This is a genomic window from Mycobacterium scrofulaceum (assembly GCF_002086735.1).
GTDB lineage: Bacteria > Actinomycetota > Actinomycetes > Mycobacteriales > Mycobacteriaceae > Mycobacterium > Mycobacterium scrofulaceum.
This window is the reverse complement of record NZ_MVIJ01000004.1, coordinates 122,523-137,564: the sequence shown is the minus strand read 5'-3', so window position 1 is coordinate 137,564 and position 15,042 is coordinate 122,523. Positions and strand designations below refer to the sequence as shown.

19 protein-coding genes are annotated in these 15,042 nt (G+C 65.7%); 9 read left to right on the top strand and 10 right to left on the bottom strand.

From position 1 onward, the window contains the following. Nucleotides 1-4: 4 nt before the first annotated feature. Nucleotides 5-574, bottom strand: coding sequence for a carboxymuconolactone decarboxylase family protein (locus BST44_RS04955; RefSeq protein ID WP_083175356.1), 570 nt, complete (start codon nt 572-574; stop codon nt 5-7). 126 nt (nt 575-700) lie between these two features. On the opposite strand from BST44_RS04955, the gene BST44_RS04950 reads away from it, so the two are divergent. Both BST44_RS04950 and BST44_RS04945 read left to right on the top strand, forming a co-directional pair. Next, nucleotides 701-1,294 (top strand): TetR/AcrR family transcriptional regulator, encoded by a 594-nt coding sequence (locus BST44_RS04950; protein WP_083175354.1) that lies wholly within the window; start codon nt 701-703, stop codon nt 1,292-1,294. Between the two features lie 177 nt (nt 1,295-1,471). After that, on the top strand, nt 1,472-2,431 hold the full coding sequence (locus tag BST44_RS04945; RefSeq protein WP_167380152.1) for an NADP-dependent oxidoreductase: 960 nt from the start codon (nt 1,472-1,474) through the stop codon (nt 2,429-2,431). Nucleotides 2,432-2,634: 203 nt separating this feature from the next. On the opposite strand, the gene BST44_RS04940 is transcribed toward BST44_RS04945, so the two are convergent. The 3 genes from BST44_RS04940 to BST44_RS04930 all read right to left on the bottom strand — a co-directional run bounded on the left by BST44_RS04940 (nt 2,635) and on the right by BST44_RS04930 (nt 5,769). Further along, nucleotides 2,635-4,074 (bottom strand): FadD3 family acyl-CoA ligase, encoded by a 1,440-nt coding sequence (locus BST44_RS04940; RefSeq protein ID WP_083175353.1) that lies wholly within the window; start codon nt 4,072-4,074, stop codon nt 2,635-2,637. Continuing rightward, nucleotides 4,071-5,261, bottom strand: coding sequence for an amidohydrolase family protein (locus tag BST44_RS04935; RefSeq protein ID WP_083175351.1), 1,191 nt, complete (start codon nt 5,259-5,261; stop codon nt 4,071-4,073). Before BST44_RS04935 ends, BST44_RS04940 begins: the two co-directional genes overlap by 4 nt. An 85-nt stretch (nt 5,262-5,346) precedes the next feature. Next, entirely contained in the window at nt 5,347-5,769 is a 423-nt protein-coding gene (locus BST44_RS04930; RefSeq protein ID WP_083175425.1) for a lipoprotein LpqH, read from the bottom strand. A 103-nt stretch (nt 5,770-5,872) separates the two neighbouring features. Here BST44_RS04930 and BST44_RS04925 point away from each other — a divergent pair, with 103 nt between their 5' ends. Then, nucleotides 5,873-6,619 carry an enoyl-CoA hydratase/isomerase family protein gene (locus tag BST44_RS04925; protein WP_083175350.1) on the top strand — a complete coding sequence of 249 codons (747 nt, stop codon included), beginning with the start codon at nt 5,873-5,875 and terminating at the stop codon, nt 6,617-6,619. Further along, nucleotides 6,616-7,038: an Rv2576c family protein gene (locus tag BST44_RS04920; protein ID WP_439330692.1), complete on the top strand. Its 423-nt coding sequence runs from the start codon at nt 6,616-6,618 to the stop codon at nt 7,036-7,038. Before BST44_RS04925 ends, BST44_RS04920 begins: the two co-directional genes overlap by 4 nt. On the opposite strand, the gene BST44_RS04915 is transcribed toward BST44_RS04920, so the two are convergent. Beyond that, nucleotides 6,954-7,664, bottom strand: a complete 711-nt coding sequence (locus BST44_RS04915) for a TetR/AcrR family transcriptional regulator (protein ID WP_083175348.1) — start codon at nt 7,662-7,664, stop codon at nt 6,954-6,956. The two genes, BST44_RS04920 and BST44_RS04915, sit on opposite strands and share 85 nt — an antisense overlap. Nucleotides 7,665-7,880: 216 nt before the next feature. Here BST44_RS04915 and BST44_RS04910 point away from each other — a divergent pair, with 216 nt between their 5' ends. Further along, nucleotides 7,881-9,176, top strand: a complete 1,296-nt coding sequence (locus BST44_RS04910) for a cytochrome P450 (RefSeq protein ID WP_083175347.1) — start codon at nt 7,881-7,883, stop codon at nt 9,174-9,176. Between the two features lies 1 nt (nt 9,177). On the opposite strand, the gene BST44_RS04905 is transcribed toward BST44_RS04910, so the two are convergent. Genes BST44_RS04905 through BST44_RS04890 form a run of 4 tightly spaced genes read right to left on the bottom strand, consistent with a single transcriptional unit; the run spans nt 9,178 to nt 11,650 of the window. Continuing rightward, entirely contained in the window at nt 9,178-9,456 is a 279-nt protein-coding gene (locus BST44_RS04905) for a cytochrome C oxidase subunit IV family protein (protein WP_083175345.1), read from the bottom strand. 6 nt (nt 9,457-9,462) lie between these two features. Beyond that, nucleotides 9,463-10,059 (bottom strand): cytochrome c oxidase subunit 3, encoded by a 597-nt coding sequence (locus tag BST44_RS04900; RefSeq protein WP_083175344.1) that lies wholly within the window; start codon nt 10,057-10,059, stop codon nt 9,463-9,465. Beyond that, nucleotides 10,056-10,868, bottom strand: a complete 813-nt coding sequence (locus BST44_RS04895) for a hypothetical protein (RefSeq protein ID WP_083175342.1) — start codon at nt 10,866-10,868, stop codon at nt 10,056-10,058. Before BST44_RS04895 ends, BST44_RS04900 begins: the two co-directional genes overlap by 4 nt. Beyond that, on the bottom strand, nt 10,865-11,650 hold the full coding sequence (locus tag BST44_RS04890) for a hypothetical protein (RefSeq protein ID WP_083175422.1): 786 nt from the start codon (nt 11,648-11,650) through the stop codon (nt 10,865-10,867). Before BST44_RS04890 ends, BST44_RS04895 begins: the two co-directional genes overlap by 4 nt. A 101-nt stretch (nt 11,651-11,751) precedes the next feature. Between BST44_RS04890 and BST44_RS04885 the strand changes: the two genes are divergently transcribed. Further along, nucleotides 11,752-12,354 (top strand): TetR/AcrR family transcriptional regulator, encoded by a 603-nt coding sequence (locus BST44_RS04885; protein WP_083175340.1) that lies wholly within the window; start codon nt 11,752-11,754, stop codon nt 12,352-12,354. Nucleotides 12,355-12,359: 5 nt separating this feature from the next. Here BST44_RS04885 and BST44_RS04880 read toward each other — a convergent pair whose 3' ends face one another. Then, nucleotides 12,360-12,743 carry a hypothetical protein gene (locus BST44_RS04880; RefSeq protein ID WP_208619727.1) on the bottom strand — a complete coding sequence of 128 codons (384 nt, stop codon included), beginning with the start codon at nt 12,741-12,743 and terminating at the stop codon, nt 12,360-12,362. Nucleotides 12,744-12,960: 217 nt separating this feature from the next. Here BST44_RS04880 and BST44_RS04875 point away from each other — a divergent pair, with 217 nt between their 5' ends. The 3 genes from BST44_RS04875 to BST44_RS04865 all read left to right on the top strand — a co-directional run bounded on the left by BST44_RS04875 (nt 12,961) and on the right by BST44_RS04865 (nt 15,008). Beyond that, nucleotides 12,961-13,737 carry an Rv1363c family protein gene (locus BST44_RS04875; RefSeq protein WP_083175339.1) on the top strand — a complete coding sequence of 259 codons (777 nt, stop codon included), beginning with the start codon at nt 12,961-12,963 and terminating at the stop codon, nt 13,735-13,737. After that, on the top strand, nt 13,734-14,351 hold the full coding sequence (locus BST44_RS04870) for an Rv1363c family protein (RefSeq protein WP_083175337.1): 618 nt from the start codon (nt 13,734-13,736) through the stop codon (nt 14,349-14,351). Before BST44_RS04875 ends, BST44_RS04870 begins: the two co-directional genes overlap by 4 nt. Nucleotides 14,352-14,486: 135 nt before the next feature. Beyond that, nucleotides 14,487-15,008: an Rv2253/PknI dimerization domain-containing protein gene (locus tag BST44_RS04865; RefSeq protein ID WP_083175419.1), complete on the top strand. Its 522-nt coding sequence runs from the start codon at nt 14,487-14,489 to the stop codon at nt 15,006-15,008. Nucleotides 15,009-15,042: the final 34 nt, after the last annotated feature.

Genomic DNA, 15,042 nt, shown 5'->3' with positions numbered 1-15,042 from the left:
CGCCTCACTGGTCCAGCCCCTCGGCGTTGGCGGGCACGTCGAAGGCGCCCAGCGTCAGGCACACCATGGTGAACCAGCCCAGCAGGACCGCGACATCGACGATGCCGGCGTCGCCCAGAAGGTCCTTGGCGCGCCGGTAGAGCCCGGTCGGCACCACCCGCGCCCCGACCAACGCCGACGCCAACTCGTAGACCACCTGCTCGCGCGGATCGTCGAATGACGCCGGCAGTCCCGCGATGAGTGCCTGGACCGCGCGTGGGTTCAGGTGGCCGTCGCGTTCGGCGATGATTTCGTGCTCGTAGCCGGCGTACGCGCTGCGCCAGTGTGCGGTGATGAGGACGGTGGCGATTTCGATCTCGGCCTTACTCAACGTGGAGTGTCGCTGAAAATAGGCGCCGGTCGGCACGATGGTCGTCGAAAGGGCCGGGTTGGCCAGCCAGATCTTGTGCGGGCCGGGCACCAGCCCGCGCAACCCCCGGGTGAACTCATATGCCCGTCTCATCGCGGGCTCCATTTCGTCGGCCGGCGTCTCCACAAACCGGCCAAAGGTGCCGAAGTCCGTTGCCTGAGTCATCTGCCGTCATCTCCAACCCGGTCGAAGGGTTCCAATACGCGAACGGGCGTTCACGTTTTATGGTGCGCTCCGCCGTACGATCTGTCAAACGCGAACGATCGTGCTTTTTTATGCTACGCTGAGCCGATGCCGAAAGTCACACCGGAGTACCGCGCGGAGCGGCGGGCACACATCATGGCGGCCGCGCGCCGGTGCTTCATCCGAAACGGGTTCCACGTCACCTCGATGCACGATCTGGTCGAAGAGGCGGGAATGTCCTCCGGCGCGGTGTACCGCTACTTCCCGAGCAAAGACGCGGTCATCGAGGCGATCGCCGCCGAGAACCTCGAGCAGGTCATCGCGGTGATCGGACAATCGATCGACGATGGCGCCACTCCGCAGGCGGCCATCGCGACCGTGCTCGACTTCGTCACCCACCGCCACGGCGAGGACGGCTTCGCCGCCATCGCCGTGCTGGTGTGGTCGGAAGCCCTGCGCAACACGACGCTGGCCGCACACCTGCGCGAGGCCATCAGCACCGCATTTGCCAAACTGAGCGCCGATGCGGCCCGTCGATCCGAAGCGGTACTCGACCCGACGGCCGTGGCCGACCTCTTACTGTGCGTGCTGCCGGGCTATCTCATGCGGTTGGCAGTAGGTGGACCCAAGACCGTCGAGAACATTCCCACCACCCTCGAGAAGGTGCTCGACCTTCCCAAGCGAAAAACGGCGTCAGCGTAAGCGTCTCCGCCCGAACAGCTCGCAATATATTCTTGCCGCTACACGCGGCGTCGGTGCGATCAATCCCCCAATCACCCTATCCCACAGATAAATTCGATGGAGCAAGGGAGCGAAATGCACCGAGAAGACTTCGAAGATGCCGGAATACCGGCCACGCACATCTAGTTGGGGGTAGGTATGAAAGCGATCGGTTTCACTGAGTTCGGTGGCCCAGAAGTGCTGCAAGCCTTGGAGTTACCAGATCCTCATGCCGGACCCGGGCAGGTCCGGGTGCGCGTGCATGCGGCGGCGGTCAATCCCGCCGACACGGCGGCGCGGTCGGGATGGATGAAACGCAACTATCCGCCAGAGACCTTACCGGGAGGCCGCTACCCGGATCCACCGTACGTGACCGGCTGGGACTTCTGCGGCGTTCTCGACGAGGCCCCCGACGGTGGTTCGATCGGCGTTGGCGAACGAGTCATCGGACTCACTCTGAGCCCCATGGGAAAGGTCGGCGCGTACGCCGAATACGTCGTAACCGATTCCAGGTCGGTGGTGCGAGCGCCGGGCGGCGCCACAACCGCTGCGGCGTCCACTCTTGTGATGAATGCCGTGACCGCCTATGCGATGCTTGAAGCGCTCGCCGTTCCGGCCGGCGGCACGGTCGCGGTGACCGGGGCGGCCGGAGCCCTGGGGGGCTACGCGGTAGAACTGGCGAAACATCAAGGGCTGCAGGTGGTTGCCGATGCCGCCGAAGCAGACGAGGAACTCGTCAAGCAATTGGGCGCCGACGTCGTCGTCCGCCGTGGTGACGGACTGGCCGAGCGCATCCGCGAGTCGATACCCCAGGGGGTAGACGGTGTCGTCGATGCAGCGTTATACACCGACGCCGTCGCGCCCGCGGTCCGAGACGGGGGCGCCGTCACTTCCGCCCGCCAACACGTTGGCGCCAGTGAGCGGGCCATCAGCTGGCGCGTGGTGTCCGTCACCGAGCACACGACACGCACCGACGTGCTCAACACCCTGCGGGATCTCGCGGATGCCGGCGCGTTGACCCTGCGCGTCGCAGATTCCCTGCCCGCCGAGCGGGCCGCCGACGCGCATCGGCGACTGGAGGCCGGCGGACTCCGCGGACGCCTTGTGCTCACCTGGTAGCTCCCGCCGCTCGCGGTGGGAGTGACCGCGCTGACCTACACGACCTCGTCCGCACCGGCCTCGTACCGGTTATCGACGACGTCTTCGAACTTCCAGACGCCAGATCGGTGATCGAGCGACCCCGCGGTGGTAAGCAGATCGGCAAACTGGTCATCCGGCTCACCTGATGCGTCATGAGGGCGTCACGTATGGCGCGCCCCGTGTCAACGTAATAGGTCTTTGACCACCTTGCCGGTGGCGTTGAGGGGCAGGGCATCCACAAACTGCACCGACCGCGGCACCTTGAACCCTGCCATCCGGTCGCGACACCAGTCGATCAATTCCTCAGCGCTGACAGCGTCTTCGGCGACGATGAAGGCCTTGCCCACCTGTCCGAGCCGTTCTTCGGGGACGCCGATCACGGCGGCTTGCGCCACCGCCGGATGCTCGAGCAGGTAGCCTTCGATCTCCGCCGGGTATGCGTTGAACCCCCCGACGATGAACATGTCCTTTTTGCGGCCGTCGATCCGCAGCCGGCCGGCCGCATCGAGGCGGCCCAGGTCGCCGGTGTGCAACCAGCCGCCCGTGTCGATCGCCGCCGCGGTGGCCTCCGGGTCGTCGAGGTAGCCCTGCATCACGCCGTAGCCGCGGACCAGCACCTCGCCGTCGTCGGCGATGCGCACCTCGACCCCGTCGCAGGGCAGGCCGGCGGTGGTGGCCACGTCCTCGACCGAATCGCCGGGCCGGGACAGGGTGACGTTGCCGGCCTCGGTCAGGCCGTATCCGGTCATCAGCGTCTGGAACGGCAATTCACTGTGGATGCGACGGACCAGTTCGACGGGGATATCGGCGGCGCCGGTCACGCCCGCCCGCAACGTCGACAGCTTGGCCTTGTCGCGGACCGTCAGCAACGAGTGGTACAGCGTCGGCGGACCGGGCAGCATCGTGACACGTTCGCGCTCAATGAGATCCACCACCTCGTCGACGTCGAACACCGCGACCGGCAGCATCGTCGCGCCGCGCAGAAACGACGTGATGAGTCCCGCCTTCAGGCCGAACGTGTGAAAGTACGGGTTGATCTGCAGGTAGCGGTCGCCCTCGCGCAGGTCCGCGAGCGTCGCCCATTCCTCGTACATCCGCAACGTCTGGCGGTGGTTCATCATCGCGCCCTTCGGGCGGCCGGTGGTGCCCGAGGTGAAGATGACGTCGGCGATGTCGTCACCGCTCACCGCGCGTTCGAACGGGGAGCCGCCGGAAAGGAAGTCGGACTTCAGGTCGATGACCGGCACTCCGGCCGGCGCGGTGTAGTCCTGCCCCAGGAAGCCCTTCTGGACCATGACGGCCCTGGCCTCGCTGCGGGTGATGATGTCGCCCGCTTCGTCGGCCTTGAACCGCGTGTTGACCGGGACGAGTACGCCGCCCGCGGTGAGCAACCCGAAAGCCGCGATGATCCACTCCGCCGAGTTGGGCGCCCAGATCGCGACGCGGTCGCCCGTGTCGACGCCAAGGCCGGCGAATGCGCCCGCCGCGCACCGGATTCGCTCGACCACTTCGGAGAAGGTGAGGCGCAGCGGACCGGCCACGATCGCTTCCGCGTCGCCGAACCGGTCCGCCGCGCTCGAGACCATCTCGGGGATGGTCCGCCAGCTTGGCCGGCCCGTCACACCGTGACGAGCCGACCGAGGTTGCCGCCCATGATCTTTGCCTGGTCGTCGACCGACAGGTGCGACAGCGCGTTGACGTAGAAGGTCGGCTCGGCGAGCCCTTCGGGGTGCGGCCAGTCCGAGCCGTACAACACCCGGTCCACGCCGACGAGGTTGACCAGGTCGTCGATGCCGTCCTCGAAGAACGGGCTGACGTGGATCCGGCTCTTGACCATCTCGACCGGGTCGCTCGGGAAGACTTCCGGGGCCTTCCGGAACACCTCGGCCAGGCCGTCCAGCAGCGGGGTCATCCACTTCGAACCGGCCTCGACGATCGCGACCTTCAGCTTCGGGTGGCGGTAGAGCGCGCCGTGGATCACCCATGAGCCCACCGCGTCCTGGATCGGCCGCCACTCGTTGAGGATGCCCATCGCGTTGGTCTGGAACGGCAGCATCTCCTGCTCGGCGCCGTCCCACTCCGAGGTGTAGCGGGAGTAGCCGCTGTCCGACGAGTGCATGCCGACCAGCACGTCGTGCTCGACGACCCGCTCCCAGAACGGGTCGAACTCGGGCACCGCGAACGACCGGGGGCCACGGAAGCCGGGGACGGGAGCCGGGCGGATCAGGATGCAGCGCGCGCCCCGCTTGACCGCCCACTCCAACTCCTCGATCGCCTTCTCCACGATCGGCAGGGTGATGACCGGGGTGGTGAAGATCCGATTCTGGTAGTTGAAGCCCCAGACCTCGTCGAGCCACTCGTTCAGCGCGTGGATCAGGACGTGGATCGCGACCGGGTCGTCGCGCAGCCGCTCCTCGAGCAGGCTGGCCAGCGTCGGGAACATCAGGGTGCGGTCCAGACCCAGCTCGTTCATCTTCTCCAGCCGCGGGCCGGGCTCGAAGAACGCCGGGATCGCGCGCATCGGCTCACCGAACAGCTCGCGCTTGCTCTTGCCGTCCGGGTTGCCGTACTTGAAGTACTCCTCCCACGCGCCCGGCCGGGCGACGACCTCGAAGGTCGGGTTGGGAATGTAATTGCTGATGTGGCCGCGGATCGCGATCTTGGTGCGCCCATTGATCTGCACGTACTGGACGTAGTCCTTGTATGCCTTGGGCAGGAACTTGGTCAGCGCCTCCGGCGGCTCGTAGAGATGGTTGTCCGCGTCAAAGATCGGAAACGGGACGTCCTCCCGGTGCGACAACTGGCCCATGAAATCCTCCTTCGCAATTTACGAGAATACTATTCTCTGGAGGTCACGGACCGCAACGGGGCCCCCGGATCGCCGGGAGTGCCGGTCAGCAGGCGATGACGATCTTGAAGGTGGCCGTGGCCGGTTCGCCGGGCTTGTCGGTCTTGTAACCGTTGGCGGTGCCGCTGATGGTGAACTTGTCACCGGTCATGCTCATGTCCGCGTTGCCGCCGTCGCCCCGCGAGTACATCCCGGTGAAGCCCCCCACATTCTGGATGTGCACGGACTCGGCTCTGGCCGGCTGCGCGCTCTCGTCGATGACGACCCTGGCCCCGGCAAAATCACCGCCGATGTCGATCATCCGGGTCCACTCCAGCTGGCCGCACTTTACGATGTGGAAATTGCGATCTTTACCGTCGACAGTCACCGATGCCGTGCTGGAAATCTGGCTCGGTGGTCGTGAAGCGCACGCCCCGAGCAACATGACGGCGAGTGCTGCCGCGGCCACGGCCGCGATTCGATCCCGCACGGGCGCTCCCATCCCCGATAGCTCTTCGGCCTGCGACGATGATGTTATTCTCGCAGCCAGAGAATGCCAATATCGTCCGTTCTCGTCCAAGGAGCAATGACGCATGGTGGACCTGGAGATCGATGACGGGTTGGCGGTGCTGACCATCGATCGCCCGCACGCGCGCAACGCCATCGCGCTGGACACCATGCAGCAGCTGGAGAAGGCTCTGGATGCGGCGGCGGGCGCCAAGACCCTCGTCATCAAAGGCGCGGGTGATCGGGCCTTCGTGTCCGGCGGCGACCTGAAGGAGTTGCGCGCGCTGCGCACCGAGGAGGATGCGGCGGCGATGGCCAAGCGGATGCGGGCCATCTGTGATCAGCTCGCCAGCTTCCCGGCCCCGGTGATCGCCGCGCTGAACGGTCACGCCTTCGGCGGTGGCGCCGAGGTCGCCGTCGCCGCCGACATCCGGCTCGCGGCCGACGACGTCAAGATCGCGTTCAATCAGGTCGAGCTGGAGATCATGCCGGCTTGGGGCGGGGCCGAGCGGCTGGCCGACCTCGTCGGAAAGAGCCGCGCGCTGTTGCTGGCCGGAACCGGGACCCCGCTCACCGCAGAAGAGGCCGAGCGAGTCGGCTTGGTGGACCGGGTGTTCCCGCGCGCCTCGTTCGACGAAGGGTGGCAATCCATCGCGAGGTCGCTGGCGCGCCACCCGGCGACCGAGATAAAGCGCGTAATCAGCGGGGTTTCGGCGGACGAGGCGATAGCATCCTTCGCGCGGCTGTGGGTCGCCGACGCACATTGGCGCGCCGCAGAGCGGGTGATGAACCGCACCGCGAGTGCGCGACGGCCGACCGGAGGAGCGAGATGACGGGCAGACGGTTGGGCGCGGCGAGTCTGTCGGCGGTGCTGGTCGGTGGGATCGGTTCACTCGTCAGCTCCGGGCACGCCCAGGCCGACCCGGTCATGCATCACGTCACTTACACGGTCGCCGCGCAGAATCCGATCTACACCGACATCTATTACCTGGACCACCAACCGGAGAGATTCTCCGACTACAGCCACAACCCCTACTCGTTCACCCCACACGTCGATGTCGATATCGCGCCGGGCAAGCCGTGGAGCTTCGATCTGGACATGTCGAACCCGGACGATTACGCGATGGTCGTGGCGAGCACGGGCACCGAGCCCGGCACGCCGGGGCTTCACTGCGACTTGGCGGTGGACGGGGCGGTCGTGGTATCCAAGGACGGCCCCAAAGGCGTGCTCTGCTCGCTACGGAACTGGTGAACTGTCCAGGTCCGCGGCATACCCGCGACGGGGCGCGGCTCACCCTCGAGGCGGCGCAGGTGGCTCTCGACCAGCGCCATCGTCTCGGCGTGGCCGCCGGACATGCCGATCGCCTGCTCGAGCACCAGCATCCGCGACAGGCTGGTCATCAACACGGTCCAGACCACGGGCGGTATGTCGGAGCTGTCCTCGCCGTAGCGTTGTAGTGCCGCTGTCACCGCTTGACGCTGTTCCTCGCGGAAACGTTCGGCGTAGTAAGCGATTTCGGCTCGCATCTCCTTGCGATGATTCGCCAGCGCCATAAATTCCATCGAAATACGGGTGAATGCGGGGTCGGTCCCGAATCTCCACAGCGCCCACAAGGGCTGCGGCGACTGCAGCGCCTCCGCCTGGAACCGCAGGCCTTCTTCGGCACGGCGCCGGAAGACTTCCAGGAACAGGTCCTCCATGGTGCGGAAGTAATAGTGCACCAACTGCGGCTTCAACCCGGCTTTGCCCGCGAGTCGGCGCGAGGTCACCGCGGCGTAGCCCTCTTCGAGCATCAGCTGTTCGGCCGCGTCCAGCAGCAGGCCGCGATTCTTCGCGTCCGGCGCTCCGATCCTGCGGGCCCCGGAAGCAGATGTCATGCCTTCGCTCCGTACTCTCGACGCCTTCCCCGACGTTCCAGTATCGACCATGCCAGATGGTAGCCACGGTCGTGTCGGCACGGGCGTGGTGATCTTGACCATGACATTACCGCCATGCTAAGCAGGTGCTCAGCAGATTTTTCGATCTCGAACTCGGGCGGCGGTACGCGTGCCGCCGAAAACCACCGCGAAGCCCAGCCCATGGAGACGCCACCAATGAGCGACTACGAATCGATCGACTTCTTCACCGATCCGTCTCTGGTTCCCGATCCGCACCCCTACTTCGACTATCTGCGCAGCCAGAATCCGGTGTTGCGCCTGCCCCACTACGGGGTCGTCGCCGTCACCGGTTACGACGAAGCCTGCGAGATCTACAAGGACCCCGAGACTTTCTCCAACATCGTCGCCCTCGGTGGTCCCTTCCCGCCGTTGCCGTTTGCGCCCGAAGGTGACGACATCAGCACCCAGATCGACGAGCACCGCAGCTATTTCCCGATGAACGAGCACATGGTCACGATGGATCCGCCGGACCACACCAAGGCCAGGTCGGTACTCGCCAAGCTGCTCACCCCCAGCCGGCTGAAGCAGAACGAGGAGTTCATGTGGCGCCTCGCCGACCGTCAGCTCGACGAGTTCCTGCACAACGGCGAGTGCGAATTCATCGCCGAGTACTCGAAGCCGTTCGCCACCTTGGTGATCGCCGACCTGCTGGGCGTGCCGGAATCCGACCACAAGGAGTTTCGTAAGGTCCTGGGTGCCGACCGTCCCGAGGCGCGGGTGGGCGCGCTGGACCACGAGTCGGTCGGCATCAACCCGCTGGAGTGGCTCGACGAGAAGTTCTGCAACTACATCGAGGACCGGCGGCGCGAGCCGCGCAACGACGTCCTGACCTCATTGGCGTCCGCGAAATACCCCGACGGCTCGACGCCGTCCGTCATCGAGGTCGTCCGCTCGGCGACGTTCCTCTTCGCCGCCGGCCAGGAGACGACGGCCAAGCTGCTCAGCGCGGCGCTGCAGGTGCTCGGCGACCGGCCGGACATCCAGCAGGAGCTGCGCGAGGACCGCAGCCTCATTCCCGGTTTCATCGAGGAATCGCTGCGGATGGACAGCCCCGTCAAGAGCGACTCGCGGCTGGCCCGCAAGGCCACCACGATCGGGGGCGTCGACATTCCCGCCGGCACCGTCGTGATGGTGCTACCGGGCGCGGCCAATCGGGATCCGCGCCGGTTCGAAAACCCGCACGAGTTCGACCTGCGCCGGCGTAACGTGCGGGAGCACATGGCCTTCGCCCGGGGTGTCCACTCGTGCCCCGGCGGCCCGCTCGCCCGCGTGGAGGGCCGCGTCTCGATCGAGCGCCTGCTGGATCGGATGTCGCGCATCGAGATCGACGAAGCCCATCACGGGCCGGCCGCCGAACGTCGCTACAACTACGAGCCGACGTACATCCTGCGCGGCCTGAGCGAACTCCACCTCGCGTTCACCACCGCGGACGCGGTCGCGGTCGCCGGCTGACTCAAAGGTTCATGCCGACGAAGTAGCAACCGAGCAGGGCGGCGGCCATGATCACCACCCATGCGTCGGTCAGCCGGCACAGCAGGACCGGAGCGTTCCTGACCTCCATGAACTCGCGAAAGATGATGCGCACCTTGACAAGTGCGATCACGATGACGCTCGAGGTGACCACCGCGCTGGATCGCGGCGATCCGCCGGTGGAATGGTCCACCCCCAGGTAGGCGAGCGTCAGCGAGGCCAGGATCAGCCATACCACCAGCAGCCGTCTGTTGAACTTGATTGCCGATCACCTCACCACGTAGAGCAGTGCAAAGATGAGCACCCACAGGAAGTCGACGGTGTGCCAGTAGGTGGCGCACGTTTCGACGAGCACCTGAGATTCTCTTGTTTCGTGGGCTTTTCGTGTCTCTGCGCGCAATTGGTAGACGATGACACCGAGGGCGACGAAGCCGATCAACAGGTGGACGAAATGGATGCCGGTGAGGAAGAAGTAGTAGGTGGAGAAGTCGTTACTTCCCAAGCCGCTTCCGATGCTCACCAACCGGGCCCACTCGAACACCTTGAAGAAGAGAAAAACCGCGGCGAACGCGGCCGTGATGAACACGTCTCGCAGCGCCGCCCGGTAGGCGCCGGCACGGGCCGACTGGACACACCGCGCCACCGACCACGAACTCAGCAGCAGGACAAGGGTGTTGAACACCCCGATGCGCAGGTCGAGCTGTGCCTGCGAGTGCAGGAAAGGGTCGGGGGTGCGAGCGCGGGAGAACAGGTAGAAGCCGAAATATGCGGTGAACACCAGGGTCTCGAACAAGACGAAGGCCCACATGTCCGGTTGACCCGGCACGAACCGGGGCCGTTGATCCTTGTCGGCAACGTCGGTCACGCGACCGCCCCTCTTCGCGGCAGGTCGGGCAGCCGCCCGGTGCCGAAGTCTTCGCGGCGGATCATGTGAAACAGCATGACGATGAAAGTGACTTGGTAGATCCCGAATACGACCATGTCCAGCCACCAGGCGATCTCCCCGTCCCACGCGAACACGCCTCGCCGGAAGATCCAGCACGGCGCCACCACCACCTCGGTCAGCGCGTTGCACAGGTTCAGATAGCCGAACCACTTGGGGAACACGTGGTTCTTGTCGAGCAGGATCGCGACCATCCAGATCAGCGAGCCGATCAGGAACACCCCCATGGTGCCGTCGAAGGACAAGAACGCGAAGTCGTACAGCCAGCCGATCGCTTCGGGGTCGCGCCCGGGTCGCAGCGTGCCGACGATCAGCGCGATGTTGAGCAGCAGCATGCCGGGAACCGCACTGAGCGAGTAGATGATCAGGTACGAATACCCGAAGGCGCGGCTGACCGACATCCGCCGCATCGAGTAGGCGATCAGGGCGTTGTTGACCGCGATCATGCCGCTGATCGCGAAGATGATCCCGAAGCCGACCGGTATCCCCAGATGCCGTTCGGAGAACCAGTGCAGCTGTCTGGCGAGGCCCCAGCCGGGCTCGGGCGGCGGCTGGACCTGCGCCACGATGAAGAACATCGGAAAGAAGATGGTATAGAACGCCATGAGCGTCCCCCACGCGAACCACAGCTCGCGCTTGGGATCGTGCCTGAGGTGCCAGCGTAAACGCTGGCGCAGGGTTGCGGACGGTGGCGGTGCCGGCGGCGCCGGCGGCGTGATCACCGCGCTCACGCGCGGACCAATTCTTCCGGGCGCCCGTGGTTCTCGGCGCGCTCGCGGTAAACCGCCCGCCCCAGGGCGACGCCCATCACGACGATCCAGACGGCGATAGCCACGTTCTTCACCCAGAACGACAGGAAGCCGTCCCACGCCAGCGGTCCGGTCAGCGAGACGCCGACGAACGCCGCGGGCACCAGCGCGGCGGCCACGAGCAGGTTGAAGTACGCCACCCAGCGGCCGAACACCGGGCGCGGCTGATCATCGAAATAGATTGCCAGGGCGAGGATCACGCTTTGCCCGATCAGGAACGGCACCAGGATCGTGAAGGTGATCCAGCCGAAATCGTTGAGCAGCTGCGTCAGCTCGGGGCTGCGTTCCGGACGGAAGGCGGCCAGCAGCCAGCAGACGTTGGCGACGAGGAACAGGGTCGGACCGCCGGCCGCGCAGCCCAGCATCGCGTAGGAGAAGATCGGCGTCCGGTGCGCCATCCTGCGGATCTGCAGCACGATCAAGGCCAGGATCGGCACCAGGCACACCCCGAACCAGTTGAACACGATCATGCTGTACCGGATCTGCGGAAGATGCGCCGGATCGCGGTAGAACGCGGCGACCCGGTCCGCCGGCATCGACGGCGACATCGGCGGGATGAAACCCGGGAAGAGAAGAAACGCGAAAATCCAGAGGATGAGGGCCGCGGGCAGGGTCCACAGCAGGATCAGCTCACCGTCGGTCCGCCGCCGCGCGTCCCGCGTCGGCCCCCGCCCCTGGCCGTCGCCATCGCCGACGTCGGACATCAGCACCCCTCCCCTACGAGATCGGCCACCCACACACGGCTAGTCAGCGAAGCTAGCCGATCGGCTAGTTTGGAGTCAATAGCATCGTCTAGTCTCGGTGCGTGGGAACAGCACGGCAACCGGTCGCCGATGAGCAGTTCTGGCTGATCGAGCACAGCGCGGCCCGGACGCGGGTGCTCGACGCCGCGCTGGAGCTGTTCGCCGCACACGGCGTCAGCGGTACGTCGCTACAGATGATCGCCGACGCCGTCGGTATCACGAAAGCCGCTGTCTACCATCAGTTCCGGACCAAAGAGCAGATCGTCATCGCCGTGACCGAACGCGAACTCGGCCGGCTCGAGCCGGCGCTCGAGGAGGCCGAGGCATACGGCGACGGGCCCCAGGCGCGAGATGCCCTGCTGGTGCGGGTGATCGAGATGGCCGTCCGCGACCGCCGGCTGGTGCGCACGCTGCAATTCGATCCCGTCGTCGTCCGATTGCTGGCCGAGCACAAGCCGTTTCAACTCTTCATGGACCGCCTGTACCAGGTGCTGCTGAGCGATGCGGGCCTGGACGGGCGGATCGAGGCGGCCATGTTCTCCGGCGCGCTCAGCACCGCCGTCATGCATCCGCTGGTTGCCGACATCGACGACGACACACTGCTCGACCGGGTTACCGATCTGAGCCGGCGGTTGCTGGGTCTGCCTCGCCAAGCCCGCGATTGACGCGGCTACGTGTCGGCGCGAACCCAGGTCAAGACACCGTCGTGGGCGAAACAGACCAGGAACAGGCCGTCCGGCGCCTGCGCGACGTAGTTCTGGTAGTTCTGGCAGTTCGCGTTCAACTCCTTGACCCCGGCCATCGGGGGGGACCGGAACCAGCGCGGCTGGTATCGCCTCGGCGAGCCACAGAACATCAGCCGTCCCGGCTGCGAGGCCGGTGGAACGATACTGTCGTCCACACCGAAGGCGTAGTAGGTGGTGTTCCCACACGGCGCGCCCAGGACCTGATGCGGCATGATGCCCGGGGTGCAGGCGGGGAAGTCGCAGACCGTCGGCCCGGCAGACGATGGCGGCGCGGCCAGCACAGCGGCGCCGAGCAACGCGGCGGCCATCGCCACGATGAATCGCACCCGATCACTTTGCCACACCCGAAAAGAAAATTCTCCTACTTGGAGAAGATCACCCGAGCCGCGCGGCCGCCGTCGCCGACCCGCCCTAGCCTACTTTTCCTCGGTATGCGGCCGGCGACCATTTCCCCACGTAAACACCGTGATTGCGGCCGCACGATGACGCCGATGAGGGCGGACCGGAGTGATAAGCTCATTCTCCGTGCACGATCCGGAGGGACCTGACGCTGACCATGGGGCCGATCCCGGCGCCCCAGCGTCCGTCTTGGAAGTGGACACCCAAGACGAAGTTGCCGAGGCTGAAGCGCGCGCCGCCGCGGCTCGGGCACGCGTGGCCAGGCTGCGTGAGGCGGCCGATACCGCGGGCGACGGCGCGGCGCCCCAAGATCCCGGGCATCGCCCCCCCGAGTCGACCCGGGCGCGACCGCGATTGCCGCGCCGTCCCGGGCGACCGCGGTGGGTCCGACGCCCACAGCGGCCGCGCTGGCTTCGCCGCCCACCGCGCAAGACCATAGCCGCGGGCATCGGTGTCGTGCTCGCCTCCGCTTCCCTCGCGGCGAGCGGTTACATCGTGTGGCAGCACCGCATCACCGCGCACAAGCAACACCTCGCGGCGGAATTCACCGCCGTTGCGCGCCAACGGGTCACGGCGCTGATGTCGATCGACGCCAACCACGCCCGGGACGACTACCAGCGCATCATCGACGACTCGACCGGCGAGTTCAAGGCCCAGATGTCAGCGCTTTCGGCGCTGATGGCCAAGCAGACGGAGGAGTCGAAGGTCAGCAGCAAGGCCACCGTCGAAGCCGTCGCGGTCGAGTCGATGAGCGAGAATTCCGCGGTCCTGCTGGTGGCGGCGAGGTCCGACGTCATCAACGCTGACAACACGCACCGGCCCCCGGTCGTGTGGCGGATCAGCGTTGAGCTCACCCGCGAAGGCGGTCAGCTCAAAATGTCGAAAGTCGATTTCCTGCGATGACCGTCGAGCAAGGTCCGTCGCCGGCGGGTGCGGAAACCACGCCATCCGAGGAGATGGGGTCGCCGCCCCCTTCGCCGGGACGGGTTCGCACCGGCGGACCGTCCACTGGCAAGCGCTGGATCCGCCGGTGCGTGGCGAGATGGCGTTCGATAGTCGCGACGGTGTTGGTCCTTACCGCGATGGGCGTCGCTGCCGGTCTGTACTTTGTTGTGTACCAACCGGATCAGCGGGTCTCCGAAGCGGAGGCGCAACGGGCAGTCCGGGCGGCGTCAGACGGCTCCGTGGCGGTCCTGTCGTACGCTCCCGACCACCTGGACCGCGATTTCGCCAGAGCGAAGTCATATCTCACCGGTAATTTCCTCGCCTATTACACCAAATTCACCGAACAGATCGCCGTGCTGGCCCAACAGAAGCAAGTGACGGAGACAGCACAGGTGATTCGGGCCGCCGTTTCGGAGTTGCGCCCCGATTCGGCCGTCGTGCTGGTATTCATCGACCAGACCGCCACCAGCAAGGAGAAGCCGGAGCCGCAGACAACGGCGAACAGCGCCCGAGTGACGTTGACGAAGGTCAAGGGTTCGTGGCTGATCTCGAAGTTGGATCCGCTGTCGTGACCGCTTGCCATTGATTGTTCGATCGCCATTTTGCAGGGGCCGAAGCGGTGTTAACCTCATTGCACGAAAAGCCGCAAGCAAAATGAAAAACCGCGTCACAATGCCGGTTGATTAAAGCGGGTGGAGGAGCGCCTGATGCGTTCAGTTCGAACACTCACCACCGCAACGCTGGTAGTTGCCACGGTATTCGGCGGTTTGGGCACGGCATCCACTGCCCGGGCGACAACCAAAGAGGAAGTGGCCGTTAACGGTACGTTCCGCGCCACGTCCATCGGCGACTGGGCCCAGCGCAACGACCAGTACTTCGGCGAGCCGACGGTTGTCCAAACCTGGACGATCAGTTCGACGTGCGTCACGTTCCAGGAATGCCACGGCACGGTGACCAGCGACCAGGGCTGGAGCGCGCCCCTGTATATGAATGACGGGGAGATGTGGAAGGTCAAACGCGAGGTGCGCGACTGGGAGCGGTGCGAGGACGGTACCGCGTTCGCCGGACAACAGACCTTCTATTTCTACCCGGTCAACGAATACGGCGGATACCAGCTCGGCTCGTCCACCTACGCCGGCAAAGACAAGACGGTCGGCCCCTCCGGTGCCTGCGGGCAAAACCAGTGGCTTGACATCGCGATGCCCCTACGCCTGGACAAAATCGGCTGACCGGGCGTTGCCCGTCACTTGACTCGCCGCATCG

What these genes read in the sequence shown, in the direction of transcription:
- BST44_RS04910 (WP_083175347.1), top strand. Translation starts at nt 7,881, where the DNA reads ATGAGCGACTACGAATCGATCGACTTCTTCACCGATCCGTCTCTGGTT.
- BST44_RS04865 (WP_083175419.1), top strand. Translation starts at nt 14,487, where the DNA reads ATGCGTTCAGTTCGAACACTCACCACCGCAACGCTGGTAGTTGCCACG.
- BST44_RS04870 (WP_083175337.1), top strand. Translation starts at nt 13,734, where the DNA reads ATGACCGTCGAGCAAGGTCCGTCGCCGGCGGGTGCGGAAACCACGCCA.
- BST44_RS04890 (WP_083175422.1), bottom strand. Translation starts at nt 11,650, where the DNA reads ATGTCCGACGTCGGCGATGGCGACGGCCAGGGGCGGGGGCCGACGCGG.
- BST44_RS04950 (WP_083175354.1), top strand. Translation starts at nt 701, where the DNA reads ATGCCGAAAGTCACACCGGAGTACCGCGCGGAGCGGCGGGCACACATC.
- BST44_RS04915 (WP_083175348.1), bottom strand. Translation starts at nt 7,664, where the DNA reads ATGACATCTGCTTCCGGGGCCCGCAGGATCGGAGCGCCGGACGCGAAG.
- BST44_RS04925 (WP_083175350.1), top strand. Translation starts at nt 5,873, where the DNA reads ATGGTGGACCTGGAGATCGATGACGGGTTGGCGGTGCTGACCATCGAT.
- BST44_RS04880 (WP_208619727.1), bottom strand. Translation starts at nt 12,743, where the DNA reads ATGGCCGCCGCGTTGCTCGGCGCCGCTGTGCTGGCCGCGCCGCCATCG.
- BST44_RS04935 (WP_083175351.1), bottom strand. Translation starts at nt 5,261, where the DNA reads ATGGGCCAGTTGTCGCACCGGGAGGACGTCCCGTTTCCGATCTTTGAC.
- BST44_RS04945 (WP_167380152.1), top strand. Translation starts at nt 1,472, where the DNA reads ATGAAAGCGATCGGTTTCACTGAGTTCGGTGGCCCAGAAGTGCTGCAA.
- BST44_RS04920 (WP_439330692.1), top strand. Translation starts at nt 6,616, where the DNA reads ATGACGGGCAGACGGTTGGGCGCGGCGAGTCTGTCGGCGGTGCTGGTC.
- BST44_RS04955 (WP_083175356.1), bottom strand. Translation starts at nt 574, where the DNA reads ATGACTCAGGCAACGGACTTCGGCACCTTTGGCCGGTTTGTGGAGACG.